The organism is Mycobacterium sp. AT1, assembly GCF_002043095.1.
GTDB lineage: Bacteria > Actinomycetota > Actinomycetes > Mycobacteriales > Mycobacteriaceae > Mycobacterium.
On the sequence record NZ_MVOC01000018.1, the window covers coordinates 1 to 19,117 of the forward strand.

The following is a 19,117-nucleotide window of genomic DNA, read 5'->3' on the forward strand; positions in this document are numbered from 1 at the left end:
AATTTCAGCGAGCGCCATCAAAACGACGTCGGTGTCTACGCAGTTGACTACCCAGCATCGTTGAACTTCGACCAAGCCGCCCTCGGCGTCATAGACGCGAGGAACAAGGTGGCATCGATCGCCGCCGAATGCTCCGACACCAGAATCGTAGTTGGTGGCTACTCGCAGGGCGCCGCGGTAGCCGGCTACACGACGGCCGACGCAGTACCAGCTGGCTACGTTCTGCCTGACGGCATCGTTGGACCCCTACCCGTTTCGGTGTCCTCGCACGTTGCCGCGGTGGTGTTGTTTGGAACTCCTTCGGAATCGTTTCTGCACCTGGTGGATCGCAACGCCCCACCGATCGTGATCAGCGGTCAGTGGACCGCCAAAACCCTTCAGCTCTGCGCACCTCGAGATCCGGTGTGTTCCTCCAGTGGAGGCTTTGATCGGGCCGCTCACGGGGCGTACCAAGACGACGGATCAACCGAGCAGGCCGCCGATTTCGTCGCCAGTCAGCTCTCCGCCGCACCAGCTGCACAACACGTCTGATCGTCCTTCGTGAGTCATTGAGGAGCCACTGACGGTACGGCTCCCCGGCAGTCCGAGTCGCGGTCGGCAAGACCTCATTCGGGCCGACCACGCTCCTTCGGGCGCCCAAACAGGTTGTCGCGACGAGCACCTTCCGGCGCATGGAGGGGTACTCCGACGAGGCGAATAGCGTTGCTGTCCCTAACTATTGCCGATCAGTCCTCCCCCTCGCCCACGACTGGCGCCCATCATCGGCGCGCTGGGCACAACCATCGGATCGCTGTCAGCCAAGGCCCGCCGGCTGGGTTGGGTATACCCGGGCATAGCGCCGACAGTCTGTGGACTGCCGCGGACGCGGCAATGGCAATACCGCGGGGACCAACTAGTCCCCAATTATATTGGCGATGATGGGTTTTCGCGGTCCACCGCAGTCCGTGGCCTGACCGCGGCCCGATTCGGGCTCGGTGACCGCGACGATCGTCCCGTCCGTGTCCATCAGCCACCTGATCTCACGGCATCATGTACGGATCAGGCCACGGCGGTGCACTGATCGTTGGAAGAATTGCGCAGGAACGCATGCCGCATGTCCAACGCGCCACCGGGTGGCCCAGGTGTGCGTCCACGTGTCCGACTCGTGTCGCCACATCCGCGCTCCGCACCTGGCTCGGCCATGTCGTGCGCCTGCCGCCAAGTTCAGTGCACGTGTTCACAAGCAGGCCGCTGGCAAGCGCATCATCCTGATAGAGAGCACATACCGACGGAATTTGAGGACACCCACCAAATCATGACCTCGTCCACTCGTGAAAACTACGACACAGACACGGCTTTCGCAGAACGCGTCCGCGCGAACCAAGCCCTCCTCACAACCAGTCTGAAAACAAGTTACGACTTCATCGTCTGCGGGGCGGGGTCGTCCGGGTCAGTGGTAGCCGCCAGGCTCGCCGAGAACCCCGCGGTCAGCGTGCTGCTGGTGGAGGCCGGCGGTGACGACGACACTGCCGACGTGGTCATCCCGGAACGTTGGGTGAATAACCTTGGGTCTAAGCGGTCTTGGAGCTTCGCCACCGCACCCAGTCCCCATGTCAATCATCGATCAGACCGATGGCCGATGGGCAAAGTGCTCGGCGGCGGGTCGAGCATCAACGTGATGGTCTGGGCACGGGGGCATCGTGACGATTGGGACTCCTTCGCTGAGCACGCCCAAGACAAGACATGGAGCTACGAGTCTGTTCTGGACGTCTACCGACGCATTGAGAACTGGCAAGGAGCGGCCGATCTCCACTATCGCGGAGTGGGCGGACCCGTCCACGTCGAACCCGCCGTCGACCCTAATCCATTGGCTCTGGCCACACTAGCTGCAGCACGATCAGTGGGAATCTCCACCTACCCGCACGCCAATGGAGCGTTGATGGAGGCTGCCTCCGGCGCGGCTCTCGGCGACCTGCGGGTACGAAATGGTCAGCGGGAATCGGTGTTCCGATCCTATACGTATCCGCTTATGGACCGACCCAATCTCACCGTGCTGTCCGATACACATGTCGCACGGGTGCTCTTCGAGGGCACCACGGCAGTGGGCGTCGAAGTCATCCGCCACGGCGCGCCCCGCCGGATTCGAGCCACGACGGAAGTCGTGCTGTCCCTTGGGGCAATCGGTACGCCCACCGTGCTTCAACAATCCGGTGTCGGTGACCAAACCGACCTACGGCGCCTCGGCATACCAGTCGTAGGTGACCTTCGCGGTGTAGGCCGGAATCTCCAAGACCATGTGGCCTTTGATTGCATGTGGGAGTACGTCACAGCCGAGGCCCCCCGCAACAACGGGGCGGAAACCCTCATCTTCGGCGACACCATTGGTGGTTCGCCACATCCCAACGTCTTCGCCGGCCAAATCGAGGCGCCGTATACGACGTCGACCAACGCCATGCACTTCGGCTTGCCCGACGCAGGCTGGGTGCTGCACGCTGCGATCACTCACCCCAGAAGTCGGGGGCGGGTGCGGCTAAGCGGACCCCATCCCAACCATCCACCGGTCATCGAGGCCAACACCCTCTCACACCCCGACGACGTGGACGCAGCGCTGGCATGCATCGACTGGGCTCGCGAGATCGGTAACGCTTCGGCCCTACGACCATTCGTCAAACGCGAAGTGATGCCCGGCACCCTGACGAGGGATCGGTTGACGAACTTTGCCCGCAACGCCGCGACGACGTTCTTTCATCAATGCGGCACAGCCAAAATGGGCCACGACGACGACGCGGTCGTCAACGGCGTACTTCAGGTTCACGGCATACAAAACCTACGCATTGCTGACGCTTCAATCATGCCGCACATAACTACCGGCAATACCATGGCCCCGTGTGTGGTGATCGGTGAACAAGCGGCGCGCATGTTGATCGACCATCACGAACTCTAAAGGGGCCGTTGGCGCAGAGGAAATCTGCTGGCGAGAGTCTCCGTCGGCCGCACGGCGACCCACGATTGCGGCCGTCGACCGAGCCGTCCCAGGCTTGGCGGCGGCCGTGCCCGCCATTGTCACCCGGGAAGGCTGGGCAAGGCGCCTAGCCGGCGGAGGCCGTCAAGGACCAACAACGCGGCATGACCAGCCACTGAAGCCGGTGACGTGGGCGATTCGGGATGCCGCGTTTGGCGCGCAATTCCGACCAACCCGACCGGTCTCGGGTTCGAGACGCGCAGCCTAGGCGATCGCACTCTCTCGACCGTCGGATCCATTTGCTGTCCAACCGATCTGGGCGCCAAGGCGATGCCCTCTCCCGTTCAGCGCATGGTCGGGACCAAAGCTGCTCTCGGGTCTACTGCCGTCTAGCGCCACGGCAGTTTCGGACCTGCCTTCCACCAGGGTGCGGTTTTGTCGACTGCTGTTCCTGCTCTGCGCCTTCAAGACTCGATCGCGGTACTGCCGTGGTGACAGCCCACAGCTCGCCTTGAACGCCCTGGAAAAGTAGGCCGCGTCGACGAATCCCCACCTCAGGCCGACGTCCCCCACTGCAACGTTGACAAGTTCGATGCTGGACAGATCTCTGCAGCACTGCTCGATCCGCCGACTCCGGACCCAGCCAGTCGGGGTCTGCCCGTCGGCTTCGAAGAGCTTCTGCAGATGGCGAACTGAAATATGGTGCGCGGCAGCAATTGCGCTGACGTCAAGCCGTGGGTCGGCGAGGCGGGACTCGATGAACCCGCGAATTCGCACGAGCAACCCACTTCTACCCGTGTCCACGATCCCACAATCATGCGCGGCTGATTGCTCGGCGAATGCTGCCGTAAGCAAGTCGAGCATGGCGTCTGCCAAGTGGACGCTTTCCGTGTGTCTGCCTGCGGCGAACTGACCGCCAAGCTGACGTATGAACCGCGCCATGAACGCCCCCGAGCCCTGCTGACTACTAAATCGCCGAGCCGTCAGGTGCACCATCCTCGATTCCGGAAGCGGAAAGAGCCTGCTAGGCACAGTGACTCCGTACATGTGAAAGGGACCTTGGCTCGCAAAGCGAAAGGGGCGAGTGGTGTCATAGAGGACGAAGTCGCCCGGATCCAGCACGGCCTCCCTACCGTCTTGCGAGACCAAGCATCGACCGCGGAGTAACAGGTTTACCTTGACGTACTCGGGAGCTTTGCGCCCGATCAGCTGCGGAGTGCGTTGCATGGTGACACTGCCGCCGACGGCGACGTCGCTGACATGCAAGGCACCAAGACTGGCGGCACGAGCAAGTCCGACGAACGAGCCGACGTCGTCGAGCGTAATGCTCAGGGGGACGAACGACTCGTCGAGGATTCCTGCGAACACCTCCAATCGCCCGCGCCCGGTGGAGTGCTGTTCAAGCGGGACTTCCGTCATGGCAGATTCCGGTCCCGCATGGTTGCCCGATTCTCGCAGCGCATCAGCGCATCGGTGCGTGGGGTGGGGTTGTCAGTTCTCAGACGCCACTCCGTCCTCACGGCGGGGTGCGACCGTGCACGCCGTCGACGACCTGCCGATTGCACCAAGGCCAACATCGCTGGGTTCGCCTGAGGCGTGAAATGGCAGGTGCAACGGCCACATGCTGCGGCTACCCCCATGTGATCATAGGTCGTGACACCACTGGAGTGTTCCCTCGTCTAGGTCCGAAACTCGTACCCCATCACCCTCCCCTGCAGGACGACCCCGCCGCTTGTCCAAGCACGCACGAGAATTGGCCACGAGCGCACGGCATCACAGTTCACGATCAGGCTTGAAACGCGTTGAGCGCCAGGGCCACGTGACACCGCGCCGGGCGGTGAAAGTGCCGCCAAAAGGTCGCCACCGCGATCACATCTCGTGAGCCACTATTGTGCGGCGATCCGAGCGAGACCCCTGACTGAGTGCTGGCTGCAAGCGGTTCACCCGGGTGATTTGGACAGCAGGGTGACGACGCCACGACGAGGTGGAGACATCCTGTAGACGGATTGCGCGAGCGAGAGCGCATTGAGGTTGCGGTTCCGCCACCGGTCGTGGGACTTGGATCGTGCGGCACCAATCGAACAATGGAGACAGCATGGTCAAGTTCGGGGTAGTCCGCCGACGTTGCAGCTGGACGCGCAGAGACGACGGCGTTCGCGGCGGTAGCCCCGCGGGCCCACGAGTTGTCATTGTCGGCAGCGGCTTTGCCGGATTCGAATGCGCACGTTTGCTGCGGAAAGTGTTGGACCGGTACGGCTCTGACGCGACTGTGACAATGGTGTCGCCTGTCGACTACCTTCTGTATACCCCACTGCTGCCCGAGGTCGCCAGCGGCGCAATCGATCCACGGTTCGCCACAGTTCCGCTGCTCGACTTGCTGCCCGGCGTCCGCATGGTTCGTTCCTATGTGGAATCCGTCGACTTGGCAGCCGGCAGACTGCTGTGTCGTGACCAGGAGAACGGTGGTCACGAATTAGGTTGGGATCGTTTGATTCTCACCCCAGGATCGATAACGCGGTTGTTCGACATCCCCGGTCTGGCCGAGCACGCACGCGGCTTCAAATCCACGGCGCAGGCACTGTATCTGCGTGATCACATCCTCGAGCAGTTTGAACTGGCACGCATCGACGACGACCCCGCACGGGCAGTAGCGCGCCGCACCATCGTCGTCGTCGGCTCGTCATACTCAGGAACCGAACTCATCGCACAACTGTGCGCGATGACGGCTGCCGCCGCCCGCGTGTTCGACTTTCAACCGGGCGAAGCCAACTTGATCCTCGTCGAGCACTCGGGACGGATGATGCCGGAACTCGGGCCAAAACTTGCGGCCAGAGCCGAGCAGGTGCTCCGACGGCGCGGCGTTCAGATTCGCGTTGGCGTTACCCTCGCGGAGGTCGCTCACGACCACGTGGTGCTGACTGATGGGGAACGCATCGGGACTTATACGGTGGCGTGGGTTGCCGGTGTAGTGGCGCACCCCCTCATCGCAAGCCTTGGGCTCCCCGTCGAGAGGGGCCGCCTCAAGGTGGATGAAGAACTCAGGGTTCCCGGGACGGCGGGCGTCTTCGCTGCTGGTGACGCGGCTGCGGTGCCGGACAACGGCACCCCGTCCAAGATTGCCCCGCCGACCGCCCAGCACGCAATCCGACAAGGCAGAGTTCTCGCGAATAACGTGGCGGCCAGCCTTGGATACGGGCGGTCACGCAAATACCGACACCGCGATCTCGGCACCGTCGTCGACCTGGGACCCGGTTTCGCCGTGGCAAACCCGCTCAACGTCCACCTTTCTGGTTTCGCGGCCAAGGTGGTGACGCGTGCCTATCACCTCTACGCGATACCCCGTAACTCGAACCGGTGGGCGGTAGCCGTCGGGTATCTGACCGGCGTCCTGTTCCCGCGCACACTGGTGTCAATCGGGCTTGGCCAAGCATCGCTCGCAGGATTTTCGATCAGCGAGGAATTCAAGGCCGAAACTGACCGCGCACGCGACGAACGCATGGTTGCCGACGATCTCCTCTACCGCGACGCGGCTCAAACCCCAACGGCGGTCGGCGATCACCTAACTCTGCGAGATTGAAACGAGCCCCTTCGACGACGCTCGAGATGACCGTCGCCGGATAGCGAGGATTCTGTCCGAAAGCAGAATCTGACGTGTCGCAACGACGGGGTGCACGCCCTCCCGTCCAATGGGTGCAGCGGCGCCTGATCGTCGCGGCAAGAAGACGTTCGTCTCATTGAGATTGGTGACGACGAACGTATCCGATCCACTCCCGTGCGCACGCCAGGTTCGTCAGATCCAATCCCGAGCCCGAGTCGAGCACGTCCGCCTATTGCGATGCCGCCGTTCCCTTGGGCGCACTGATCCCTGCTACCAGGTCAACGAGGTCACCAACGATCCGAGCGGAGAAGAGGTCCTCGTCGGGCACTGTGACACCAAGTTGCCTCTCAAGCCGGGTAATCGACCGCACGATTCGTGTCACGTTGGCTCCGGGCAGGCTGGTGATCGCATCGTTGAGACCGATCGATCCGACCACTACGCCAAGTTCGGCAGCTAGGACCTCGAAGACGGCGGTGGTGATGTCAGTTCGATTGCGCTGCAAGTCCGCTCACCCCCGTCGCGTTAAAAATCGGACGGTGCGGTGAGTCATGAAGCGCGAAGCCGACGGCACTCCCTGGCAGCTGATCAGCCGCGGCAGTGCGGGACGCATTGAAGACGCCCCGCCGCACGGGAGTTGAACAGATGGCGAGCTGCGATCCGTCACATCCGTCTCGATCCCTGTATTCCCAACCTGTCCAGGTGGGCGCCCGATGTACACCACCGGTCGGCACGAGGACCGGATGCACAGACGACTGGCTTGACGGGCGGGTCTCGACCCAACGCCAGGGCAAGGCGACGCCAATCATGATCAACTTCGATATGTGTACTAAACGGGACAGTCGATGTCAACGAGTCACTCACGACGACGACGCAATTGCTGGATCCCCGATGATTGCCGTTACGACCACATGCGATTCCCGGGGCCAGCCCGGTGGATGAAAAGTGGCGACCACGACGAAAATCGTTGGCCCAAGACCCTTCCGAGCCCCATCTGCATCGGAGCCGATTCTCTGCGGCACACGGGAGCCTGCCGCGGACTCGATGCGGTCGACGGTTGTCGCGGCCCTTCGGAATCATCCTCTGACCGTGTGCGGCCACTGGCGCACGTCATCACCCCCGCGCTTGTCCACTAGTACCGAGCAGTACATAATGGGCCGAGGCGGGCCGTACGTGTCCGCACCCAGACCGAGGCGGACCATCATCAACGAGCTGTAGCGCGTGACGGGCACCGTTGACAGCCGTGCCATCGCCGCGAGCTGCATTTCCCAACCACCGAATGAGAGGCTGGTCGGCGTGGTTCGAGCACAGATCGCGCAAGAGTCAGCGCTTGAGACGGACCAGCTTCGGGCCTTGTTCCTATTCGAGACTCTCCCGGATCAACATCTGCAGTTGCTTGCCGACAACGGTTGCCTGCTCGACCTCGAATCAGGCCTGATCATCGTCGAAGGTGAACCCGCGCAGTACTTCTACGTGCTGGTTGACGGTGAAGTCGCCCTCTGTAAGCGATCCGATGATCGGGACGTCGAGACTGGTCGCACGAGTCACGTAGGCGCCTACTTTGGTGCTACCGCTTCGTTTATCGAAACGCCGCCGACGACCTACGGATTCTCGGTGAGGGCCACTGGGCCAACTCGGGTCATATGCCTGAGTGGGGATTTCTTTGGGGAGTTCGTCAAGACCCAGTACCCGATGGCGGTGCATCTACTTCAAGGGATGCACGTCGACCACGAGGGTGTGCATCAGGTCATCGACCAGCAACGTCGAATCCAAGCCCTTGGAACACTGACAGCCGGCCTCATGCACGGGCTGAACAATCCGGCGGGTGCAATCACTCGGATTGCCTCGCAGTTACGTAGTCATCAGCTGGCGGATCGCCAATTTCTACCAGCCGGGGCCCTGTCCATGGCGGAGGCAACGGCCTACCAACGGTTCCGGACCGAGGTGGCGGCGACGGTGCACGCCCCGAGAATGGCAGCGCCATCGGCACTCGAGCGAACTCGTCGAGAGGAAGGGCTCGACGACTGGCTGACGAGGCAAGGTGTCGAGCAGCCGTGGGAGATGGCGCCGATTCTGGCTGCTGCCGGTGTAACTGAGACGTGGTTGCAGCGGGTCGTCGAAGCAGTCAGTGACGACCGGTCCCCCGGCCGATTCGAGATGGTTGTGGCTGCGCTCACCGAACGGGTGGACACCCTGATGCTTCTCGACGAGCTCGCCTCGGCCGCCGCCGAGGTCAGCGCCCTCGTTGCATCGGCTCAACGCTATTCACAGATGGATAGTGCCCCGCTGGCGATGTGCGACATCAACGAACTGCTGGAGAGCACCCTGGCCGTCATGGCGGGAGCCTTTGGCGCCGGGATCGTCGTCGAGCGGGACTACGCCGACGATCTGCCACCCTTGCTGTGCTTCGCCGGCGAACTCAACCAAGCGTGGACCAACATCATCGCCAACGCCGTGGATGCCCTACACGCCCTCGACGCCGACAATGGAACGATCACCGTACGCACCGACCAGCCCGAGCCGGGTGTCATCCGAGTTGATATATGCGACAACGGCATTGGCATAGACCCCGCCATTCACGATCGCATCTTCCTGCCTTTCTTCACCACGAAGCCCGTGGGTCACGGTGTTGGGATGGGCTTGGATTTGGCCTGGCGAACCGTCGTAGGCGTGCACCACGGTTCGCTCAGCGTGACATCGCAGCCCGGCGCCACCCGGTTCACGGCATGTTTGCCAATTCAAGGCACTCACCCAGCGGAACGGTGAAGATCAGGACGGGGTTTCGACGCAGCACGGCAACGCATAACGAATAGGTAGGTTGGTTCAAGGTGTCAAAGCCATCGGGATCTGCGCGTCGTGACGGCGCAGCCGTCAGCAGGCGCGGCGCTGTGCCCGTTGGCAATAGCCCCAGCCGGCCACACGCGCCCGTCGTCCTCGCCACCAAGCTGGCTGGCCCCCACCTCAGTCACCGAACCCTTTTTCGCGCAGCACTCGTCGACGACTTGGAGCGCGGCATCACCACGAGGAAGCTCACGCTCCTCAGTGCACCAGCAGGTTGGGGAAAGACCACGGTGCTGGCCCAGTGGCTGGCTGGCCACCCTGATCGCCGGATCGCTTGGGTAGGAATGGATCGCGCGGACAACGATCCCACTCAGTTCTGGACCTATTTGATTACCGCACTGCAGCAGGCCGTCGAAGTCATGTCGACGCGTGTGTCGGATCTGTTGGAGATGGGCGCCGACATCACGGAGGTCGTTCTGCCCACGCTGCTCAACGAGATCCAGTCCCACCGGGACGTCGTCGTACTCGTCCTCGACGACTATCACCTCGTCACCAAACAGGTGATACACAAGCAGATGACATTCTTGGTCGAGATGATGCCGACCAACCTCCGACTGGTGTTGGCGACCCGGTCAGATCCCACGCTCCCCCTCGGCCGCCTCCGTGCGGCCGCCGAATTGCACGAAGTACGCAGTGCGGACCTACGGTTGGCGCCGGAGGAAGTCACCGGCGTGCTCAATGACATCTTGGGACTTGAACTCTCCGACAACGAAATAAGCCTGCTCGGCGAGCGAACCGAAGGATGGGTAGCGGGGCTGCACCTGGTCGGATTGTCCCTTGCCGCGCACACGAACAGGCACGCATTCGTCGCCGAGTTCGTCAGCGACAACCGCCATGTCGTCGACTACCTGAGTAGCGAAGTGCTCGCCGGCCAAAGCGAGGCGGTCCGCAACTTTCTGCTGCACACCTCGATACTGACCCACCTCAACGGCCCACTGTGCGACGCGCTGCTGGATACCACTGGCTCGGAATCGTTGCTCTACCAGATCGAGCTAGACAACCTCTTTCTCATTCCGCTGGATTCGTCCCGCGGCTGGTACCGGTACCATCACTTGTTCGCGGACATGCTCTACAAAGAGCTGCGACGCACGTCACCTACCGTGATCGAGGTGCTGCACCGCCGCGCAGCAGCGTGGTACAGCACCGCCGGTCTCCCCGATGAAACGGTTCGACACTTGATCGCAGCAGGCGATGAAGCGACCGCTGCAGAGTTGGTCGCGTCTGTCTGGGCTGCCGAATTCAACGTAGGACGCCTGACCACTGTTTCCAGCTTGCTTGACCGGCTGCCGCGGGACGTAGTCGCCGCCGATCCACGCCTCTGCGTTGCCCGCGCCTGGATTGCGTTGGACAGCGGACGCCACGACGAGGCCGAGGCGTGGATCGACACAGCCGTCCACTCAGTCACCGATATCGGGTTCATACCAGCCGAACTCGTCGTTCTCCGTGCGGTTTGCCGATTCAAGGTCGGTGACCTGGGCCAGACACTCGTCCTCGCGCGACAGGCCGTCGACATGGACCTCTCAGATGTGCGAATAGGCCCGTCAGCGGCCTACTGCATCTACGGTTCGGGCCTGTACTGGTCCGGTGACACTCATGGTGCGCAGATCGCATACCAGCGCGCGGCCCGACTGGCCGCCAAGGCGAACAACCACCTCGGCCGCGCCTACGCCCTGGGATACCTCGCGGTGATCGCTGCCCAGCATGGGCGCCTCGACCAGGCGGACCTTCTCGTCGAGCAAATCACCCGAGACCTCACGGAGGATGCGCACTTCGTCGACATGATGACCTCCTTGGCCAAGGCCAAGATCTTCGACCGGCGGCACGATCGCGTCGCCGCCGCCGACGCCGCAACGATGGCGGTGGCTCTGGCCCGGCGGGGCGGCGGCGTCATCGAAATTGCACACGCACTCGTCACTCAATCGGAGATCCTCGGGCATCTCGGTGACACTGCAGCAGCTCAGACTGCGCTGACCGAGGCCGCGCAGGTGTTGGCCGGCGCCGTCGATCCCGGGCCTGCGCGAGAGATCTTGGCGATTGCGGCGAAGGCGTCCAACCGGTCCCGCGAACCCACCAACCGCCGGCACAGCCAAGAACAGCTCAGTGCCCAGGAGTTGGCCGTTCTGCACCTGATGAGACTTCCGCTGTCACGGGCGGAGATTGGGCGGCGGCTGTTCATCTCCGTCAACACCGTCAAGAGTCACCAACGGGCCCTCTATCGCAAACTGGGCGCGTCAGACCGGGCGGCAGCACTTGGCTGCGCACGCCAGCGCGGCATCCTTTAGGCGTCGTCGATCAGGGAACCCCGTCGCCATCAGTGGTCACCATCGGATACGCGCTGATCAGATCGAGTCCGAGACTGCGCACTCGGTCGAGAAGCCCATACAGCTCCGACTGGTCGCGGATCAGTCCGGTCAATTCCGTCTCGCCATCGCCCACCCGCAGCACCATTCCATCGAATGCTGCGGCTAGCCGCTCACTGAGCTGTCCGCGAATCAGGATGCGGTATGGCGTCGGCTTCACAGGCAGGTCCTCTCGCGAACTGGTCGCCAGCATTCGCCTCCGCGGGGTGAATCGTCATCACCCGTTTCCGTCATCTCACCCGGGTGATAGACGAAACGGCACGATCGCAATGACACGCACGTACAAGCGAACACCAGATCAGTGACGGTTCAAGGAGATCGGACCGCCACCCGAGACTGTCTCGTGTGCGCCGGCGTCAGTGTGTGCCCTCTGAACCTCTACAGGAGGCCGAGCTCCTTGGCCCGACGCACAGCCTCTGCCCTGGTGTCTACACCGAACTTGCGGTATACGGCTCGTTGATGCGTCTTGACGGTGTTGATCGACACGTAGAGTCGGTCCCCAATCTCCCGCCGCGAGAGCCGAGTGGCCAACAGCCGAACCACTTCGAGTTCCTTGCTGGTGAGCCGCTCGCCCGGCTCAGTTGCGCTCTCGGCCAGCTCAGAACGTGGACTAGGTCCCAGCAGCCGGCGCACGATCGAGGCGTCCTCTACGTTGTTCAAGGCCGCTGCGGCTTCAGTCCTGGCAGCAGCTGCGCCCGCCGAATCACCGCAGCGCTCAAGGATTCCGGCCCGCACGACGAGCGCCTTAGCCACCTCGAGGACTCCGCCACCACCTTGCAAGGCAGCGTCGACTGCCATGTCCGCCGCTTGGCGCGCCCGTGAACCATGACCGCGGCTCTCCGAGATCATCGCGGTCGCCAGCAGCGACGCCATCACGCCCATGGAACGCTCACCGGGGGTGAAGTTCTGGCTTTCACCAGTGGCGCGATGAACCAAATCTTCAGCATCCTCTAGCTTCTCGTCCTCGGCCGCGATGACAGCTAGATAGCCGAGGGCATACACGCGAGCACGGTGATCACCCAATTCTTCAGCCAACTGCAGTGCCTGTTGGTAGGCGATCCGCGCTTCTGGCGCCGCACCAGAGAAATAGAGCGCTGAACCGTGCAAGCAATACGCGCGCGGCCGTCCCAACGTAGGCCCGAACCGAGGGGCGCTGACACCGTCGGCGATCGCTAGCCGGGCCCGCGGCAGAGCATTGTCAACGCGGCCGATCTTGAATTCATAGACTGCCCGCACCACCTCGAATTGATCGCGCACCACCTCATGATCGGACGAGTCGCTCGAGAGACATGCCTCAGCGGCCTCGATCCACGATCCTGCGGTGTCGAGATGGCCGGAGTCCAAGGCGATCCAGGCCCGAGCCACGCCCAGACGCGGGTCCGACAACGCGACATCGTATGGGAGCAAGTCGATCCACCCCGACACCGTCGACAGGCGGCCCCGGTTGACCTCTGTGACTGCCTGAGTCGCAATGAAATCGGTAAGGCTGGCGGTATCGCCAGCGGCGGCGAGGTGGTACACGGCGTCATCGGCAAACCCCCGTGCGGTGAACCAGCTCGCCGCGCGTTCATGCAAGACGGGGATCATCTCGGGCTCGACGTACTGCAGATGGGTGCGCAGCAATTCCGCGAACAGCTGGTGGTACCGGTACCAATGCCGTGACTCGTCCAACGAGGTGAGAAACAAGTTGTTCTTCTCGATCTCGGCCAAGATGGCTGACGAACCCGTCGACTGCAACACCGCGTCACACAATTCTCCCGAGAGGCGGCGCAGCACCGACGTACGCAGCAGAAAACTACGCAGTGTCGGTGGTTGCCCGTCGAGGACCTCGGCTATCAGGTAGTCAACGATGTGCCGATTGTCGCCGGCGAAGGTGCGCAGGAATGCCGCGCCGTCACTTTGCCCTCCCAACGACAGGGCAGCAAGGTACAACCCAGCGGCCCACCCCTCCGTGCGGTCGAACAGCATTTCCACTTCGGCCGGGCTGAGATTCAACCCCAATACGTCGGTTAGCAGAAGCTCAGCCTCCGCTGCGCGGAACCGTAGATCACCGGTGCGCACTTCGAGCAGATCGCCGTTGGCTCGCAACCGCGCCAGCGGCAGCACCGGATCTGACCGGGTAGCGATCACCAGCCGCAGTGTCGTGGGCATCCGATCGATGACGAAGGCCACCTGCTCGTGGACCACGGGATTTCCCACCGCGTTGTACTCGTCCAAGATCAACACCAAATTACGGTCGGCAGCCGCCAACTCGTTGAGCAGCAACGGCAGCACCACCTGAAGGGTGTCAGCGCCCATCCTCAACATTTCCAGAGCCCGAGCACCCAGACCGGGAGTTGCCTTCTGCAGGGCGGCAATGGTGCAGGACCAAAACCTCGACGGGTCGTTGTCTGTGGCATCCAGGGTCAACCACGCAAACGTCTGCGTCGTGCTCCGAGTCCACTGCGCCATCAACGTCGTCTTGCCCCAGCCGGCGGGCGCACTGAGCAACGTGAGCTTGCGGTGAGGCGTCACGCACAGGGCGTCCAGCAGCACGGTTCGATCGATCAGCCCGCTGCGCAAAGGAGGTGCAACCAGCTTCGTCGCGAGCGAAATGCCGAGTTGACCGCTTTCCTCGCCCAGCGTCACTAGCAGACGTCCTCTCTGCAAGTCCCGAACGGCGAAACGCCTCCTGCGTCTTCGTACCCGCCGCCGCCTCAGGGCGTCTGGTCGGCCGGCGGGCCACAAACACCCTACCTTTGCGACGTGCCAAAATGCCGGTTGTGACCCCCTTGACCTATGCGGCGGCACAGTAAAACCCCGGTGCTCCGGCTTGACCTACCGGCAGCAGTACATCGCCCGCTCACTGGCGCCACCGCGTCGAATCGGGACAGCAGCGTCGCGTGCCGCCGAGCACAAACGTGCCGCGTGGGGGTCAATCTCCTTTGGGGTGCTGGCGGGCCTGGCACGGTGCGGTACGGCAAGTGCCCCCACGCGCGCCTTGCCGACTACGACACGAGCCGAATCGGAGTCGGAGTTGATCGCGCCGGCATCGACTGCCCGCCTTTGGATTTGGTCGCCTTCGCCAGTGGTTGCGTGCACGTCGACCCGGGACGCGGGGGGACCGACGTTTCAGGACTCCTCACCCGTGCCGGACCGTGAGCTCCATTCCTCAATGCGCTCGTCGTAGACAGACTTGACGAGTGAGAACATGCCGGGTCCCATCAGCAGCCGCAGCGGCGGGACCTTTGCATCGACGATCGCCAGGAGCGACTCGACAGTGTCAGCCGGATCGCTAGCCGCTCCGAGGATCTCGCCGAGGGCCTCGTTCGCCTGCGCGTGCGCGTCTGCATAATCCGCGATCGCGGTGGCTCGTTTCGCCTGGGCGGCAAACCCGGTGTCGTATAGGCCCGGCTCTATCATCGTGACGTGTATGCCCAGGGGTCGTACCTCGGCTGCTAGTGCTTCAGATATCCCTTCCAAGGCGTATTTCGACGCGCTGTACACACCTACGTCTGCGGCAGTGACCAAGCCGGCCGTCGACGTGACTTGCACGATGTGTCCGCTGCGCTGACGCCGCAGGTAAGGCAACGCAGCCTGCGTGACCCACACAGCCCCAAAGAAGTTCGTGTCCATCTGAGCGCGAATCTCGTCCTCGGACACTTCTTCGACGAAACCGTACTGTCCGTACCCGGCATTGTTGACCACGACGTCGATCTGGCCGAACCGCTCGACAGTAGCGGCGATCGCGGTGGCGACGGCGGCACGGTCGGTCACGTCGAGCGTGAGCGGTAAGACGGCATCACCGAACTCGTCGCGGATCTCTTCAATCGGTGCGGTGTCGCGCGCACACGCGGCGACACGACCACCGCGGCGAAGCACGCCCAGGGTCCACTCTCGCCCGAAGCCCCGCGACGCACCCGTAATGAACCACACTCTCGACGTCAAGCCAGCTCCTCATTTGATGACTTCCAAGGCGCATGCTCAGCGGCGAAGTACGCCCCCAGGCGTGATCGGCGCGTCTGGACGTCCACACCTGAATTCCTGCGGTCCATGTTGGCCCGCATCACCATCCTGGGCCGAGCGCCCCGGAGCGCGCTTGTGTGTGGGTGCAGATTGCTTGGCCGGTCGCGCACGTTCTTCGCGCTACGACTGGGCTCCCGCATCATTCGGGTGGTGTTGCGCATGCCAGCGACGTACACGATGTCGTCGCTGATGCGTGGTTGAGCGAGAAGCACTTCGGCGATCGCGTTCCCCACGTCCTCGGTCGTGGTGACGGTGACGGTGAGGAATTGCCCCGGCGGACTCGGGGACGACGGCGCGTGTGGCACGCACTCAGTCGTGCCCCGCTCCTACCGCGCCGTTCGAGGCGTCAGCATCGCGATAGCCCTCAAGAAGACGCAGCCACACCTCGCTGATCGTGGGAAAACAAGGCACGGCATGCCACAGACGCTCGAGCGGAACTCGGGCAGCAACGGCGATGGTGGCGGAGTGAAGCATCTCTGCCACACCGGGACCCACGAACGTCACCCCGTGCAGGAACCCGTGGTCGACGTCGACCACCATCCGAGCGCGCCCGACGTATCCGTCGGCGTAGAACTTTGCACCGGGCACCGCTTCGCCCATGTCCACGTCTACGGCATGCACGCGATGGCCCCTGCGCTCCGCCTGTGCGGCGGTGAGCCCTACGGAGCCGACTTCCGGATCGGTGAAATACGCCTGCGGGACGGCGAGGCCATCCGCTGTCGCTGCGTGAACACCCCAGGGTCTGGTGTCCAACGGTCTGCCGTTCGCGCGCGCGCCGATTGCTGCGCCGGCAATCCGCGCTTGGTACTTGCCCTGGTGTGTCAACAATGCGCGGTGATTGACATCGCCGAGGGCATAGAGCCAGTGGCCGTCGACACCTCGCACGAGGCAGGTGTCGTCGACGTCGATCCAGGACCCCGGCTCGAGACCAACGGTCTCGAGCCCAATGTCGGAGGTGTTGGGCGTCCGCCCGGTTGCGAAGAGAACCTCGTCCGCATCGATCTCGGTTCCATCGTCCAGCGTTATGCCGACCGGACCACTGCCGCCGAGTCGGTGCAATTCGATGACCGAGACCCCGGTGCGCACGTCGACGCCTGACTCGGTGAGCCCACGACGGACGTGCTCTCCAACGAATGGCTCCATCCGCGGCAGAAGGTGTGCGTAGCGGGACAACAGCGTCACCTGGGAGCCGAGACCTTGCCACGCAGTGGCCATTTCGACACCGATGCCACCGGCGCCAACCACAGCTAGGCGCGACGGCACCGCACTACTGTCGGTGGCCCTGCGGTTGGTCCAGGGCTTTGCTTCGGCCACGCCCGGGACGTCGGGGACCGCCGCAGTACTGCCTGTGCAGACGATGACGGCATGACGGGCACGCAACACGATCAACTTGTCGTCCGCCGTGTCCACGGCGATGCGACCGGGTCCGTCCAGTCGTGCGTGCCCGCGCAGGAAGTCGACTCCCATTGCCCCGACTGCGCCGACCAGAGGGCCGTCGTGCCAGTCGGTGACGTAGCGGTCCCGTCGTCCGAACACGCCCGCGGGGCTGATGGAGCCGGTGAGCGCCTCGCGTGCGCCGTCCACTCGACGAGTATCGGCAAGGGCGAGCACCGGCCGCAGAAGTGCCTTGCTGGGCACGCACCCCCAGTAGTTGCACTCCCCGCCGACCAGTTCGCGTTCAACGAGCGCGACTGACAACCCCTCGGCGTGGGCTCGATCCGCGGCGTTGATACCGACTGGGCCGCCGCCGAGCACGACGACGTCGTAGTCGCCGCTCACATCCGTGTCGGGGCCGTCGACCTCGGTGGGTGCTGGCACAGTCATCGTGTCGAATCCTCTCTTGCTCCAGTGCATCTCGGGCCGTCAGTGAGTTCCGGAAGCGACCCAAGGACAGTGAGTCTCGCCAACGCGCGATGTAGACCCCGAAGGATCTTGCGACGAGGTCGGTTTCCACTGGACGGCTCTGCGGTGCTGTCGGGCGTATTCGAGCATCCCGCAGTGCGCGGTAGCAGGTCCGCAGGTCTGACCCGCTCATCGTTCAACGCGTCTTTTGTCCTGTCAAGTACATTTTTTGGGCGCAGTCAACCGAGTTCACGCCGAAGTAATGCCCGGCGACCGGAGGGACGTGTGGCGAATTGTCGCTCCATAGACGGACATAGCAGGCGATTCACCCGGCGGATGTCGAATCCGCGTGACTTCACGGACCTACGCCGCGGTGGACATTTTGTCCCGTGTGGTACAACTTTTGGGTCGGCATCCGCCGAACTAGACGCTGCGAGGTGTCCGTCCACGCTTCCGCGGGTGACGGCAAGGACTGAGTCTCGACGCAAGAAGGAAGGATGGGCCCGCTGAGCGACCAGAACAGACGGCCGCGTAGGACCGTGCCGAACACCCTTCCCAGCGCTCCGACGGAGGTGGCGGAATCAGGGCTGCTGCTTCTCGAAGGTTCGGACGTGTTTGATGGCCATGTCCAACGCGACCTCCATTGGCCGCGAATTGTGCACGGTCTGAGCCAAGAGGTACCCACCCTGGAGTGCCGCCATGACACCGAGCGCCAGCAACTGCGTGTCGACGTCGTCGCGAAGCACACCACGATCGCGCATTCGAGCGAAGGCCTCGGCCAGCAACTGCTCCCATTCTTCGAAGTGCTTCGCCAGAGCCACCCGGGAGGTCTCGTCGATGTCGGAGAGTTCGGCAGCCAGCGAACCGAGCTCGCATCCCCACGCACCACGACGCAGCGCGTTGTTCTGCACGATCGCATTTCGCCATTGCTGAAGGCCCTTGAAGGAATCCAGCTTCTTCAGACGCAGCGTTTGCCTGCCCAAGATTTGCTCTGCCCGCAACGCGATGACGTCCTGGACCAAGTCGTCCTTACTGGAGAAATGCTGGTAGAACTGCGACTTGCCCGCTGCGCTGGCGGCCAAGATCTCCTCCAGACTGGTCGCCCCGACGCCTTTGGCGTGGATCAAGTCGGCGGCGGCCCGAACGATCCGCGCCCGCGTCTCGGCGCCACGCCCTTGCCGCGGCGGCGGCGTTGCGGGAGTCCTCGGCACCATCAAAGCCTAGCTCAGCGGTGGGACAGCACCTTGGTTCGCGCGGAACAACCAGTCGGCTTGCAGCGTGGCAAATTGGCGACGGGCATAGACCGGCCGCTCGTCACTTCGCCAGAGAAGGCGCCGCACCCGCACCCAAGTCCCCGCAACCGCCGACGGCGAACTCCACTGCAGACGTGCTTATCGCACCGTGGCTGTCGTGTACGCACTTCTCACCAGTCCTCTGCCCGACCGCCGCAGGTTCCGCGATGAGGCGGGGCCCGCAACGGGCGCCTGGGCGAAGACGCACCACTGCGTCGGCGTCCGCCTCGAATCATCGAAG

The 19,117-nt window shown here is 63.4% G+C and carries 12 protein-coding genes; 5 read left to right on the forward strand and 7 right to left on the reverse strand.

The window, feature by feature from the left end; all coding sequences use genetic code 11:
- Together B1790_RS09645 and B1790_RS09650 are read left to right on the forward strand one after the other, a co-directional pair.
- Positions 1-531: cutinase family protein (locus B1790_RS09645; RefSeq protein WP_142271206.1), on the forward strand; the 531-nt coding region annotated here is incomplete at its 5' end.
- Between the two features lie 763 nt (positions 532-1,294).
- Positions 1,295-2,923, forward strand: a complete 1,629-nt coding sequence (locus B1790_RS09650) for a GMC family oxidoreductase (RefSeq protein ID WP_079923000.1) — start codon at positions 1,295-1,297, stop codon at positions 2,921-2,923.
- A 282-nt stretch (positions 2,924-3,205) separates the two neighbouring features.
- Here the strand turns inward: B1790_RS09650 and B1790_RS09655 are convergent, their stop codons facing one another.
- Positions 3,206-4,360, reverse strand: coding sequence for a helix-turn-helix domain-containing protein (locus B1790_RS09655; RefSeq protein WP_079923001.1), 1,155 nt, complete (start codon positions 4,358-4,360; stop codon positions 3,206-3,208).
- Positions 4,361-5,036: 676 nt separating this feature from the next.
- Here B1790_RS09655 and B1790_RS09660 point away from each other — a divergent pair.
- Complete coding sequence (locus tag B1790_RS09660; RefSeq protein WP_079923002.1) at positions 5,037-6,518, forward strand: NAD(P)/FAD-dependent oxidoreductase; 1,482 nt, start codon at positions 5,037-5,039, stop codon at positions 6,516-6,518.
- Positions 6,519-6,768: 250 nt separating this feature from the next.
- Here the strand turns inward: B1790_RS09660 and B1790_RS35815 are convergent, their stop codons facing one another.
- Positions 6,769-7,041 (reverse strand): acyl carrier protein, encoded by a 273-nt coding sequence (locus B1790_RS35815; protein WP_079923003.1) that lies wholly within the window; start codon positions 7,039-7,041, stop codon positions 6,769-6,771.
- A gap of 716 nt (positions 7,042-7,757) precedes the next feature.
- On the opposite strand from B1790_RS35815, the gene B1790_RS09670 reads away from it, so the two are divergent.
- On the forward strand, positions 7,758-9,302 hold the full coding sequence (locus B1790_RS09670) for an ATP-binding protein (RefSeq protein WP_079923004.1): 1,545 nt from the start codon (positions 7,758-7,760) through the stop codon (positions 9,300-9,302).
- Between the two features lie 122 nt (positions 9,303-9,424).
- Positions 9,425-11,659, forward strand: coding sequence for a LuxR C-terminal-related transcriptional regulator (locus B1790_RS09675; protein WP_079923005.1), 2,235 nt, complete (start codon positions 9,425-9,427; stop codon positions 11,657-11,659).
- A 10-nt stretch (positions 11,660-11,669) separates the two neighbouring features.
- Here the strand turns inward: B1790_RS09675 and B1790_RS09680 are convergent, their stop codons facing one another.
- The 5 genes from B1790_RS09680 to B1790_RS09705 form a co-directional block, all read right to left on the reverse strand.
- Positions 11,670-11,897 carry a hypothetical protein gene (locus B1790_RS09680; protein ID WP_233165038.1) on the reverse strand — a complete coding sequence of 76 codons (228 nt, stop codon included), beginning with the start codon at positions 11,895-11,897 and terminating at the stop codon, positions 11,670-11,672.
- A gap of 218 nt (positions 11,898-12,115) precedes the next feature.
- Positions 12,116-14,365 (reverse strand): LuxR C-terminal-related transcriptional regulator, encoded by a 2,250-nt coding sequence (locus B1790_RS09685; protein ID WP_233165039.1) that lies wholly within the window; start codon positions 14,363-14,365, stop codon positions 12,116-12,118.
- A gap of 483 nt (positions 14,366-14,848) precedes the next feature.
- Complete coding sequence (locus B1790_RS09690) at positions 14,849-15,664, reverse strand: SDR family NAD(P)-dependent oxidoreductase (RefSeq protein ID WP_079923007.1); 816 nt, start codon at positions 15,662-15,664, stop codon at positions 14,849-14,851.
- Positions 15,665-16,051: 387 nt separating this feature from the next.
- The gene (locus B1790_RS09700) at positions 16,052-17,566 is read right to left on the reverse strand and encodes an NAD(P)/FAD-dependent oxidoreductase (RefSeq protein ID WP_079923009.1); all 1,515 of its coding nucleotides are present in this window, start codon (positions 17,564-17,566) and stop codon (positions 16,052-16,054) included.
- A gap of 599 nt (positions 17,567-18,165) precedes the next feature.
- Positions 18,166-18,795 (reverse strand): TetR/AcrR family transcriptional regulator, encoded by a 630-nt coding sequence (locus B1790_RS09705; RefSeq protein ID WP_369832322.1) that lies wholly within the window; start codon positions 18,793-18,795, stop codon positions 18,166-18,168.
- Positions 18,796-19,117 lie beyond the last annotated feature (322 nt).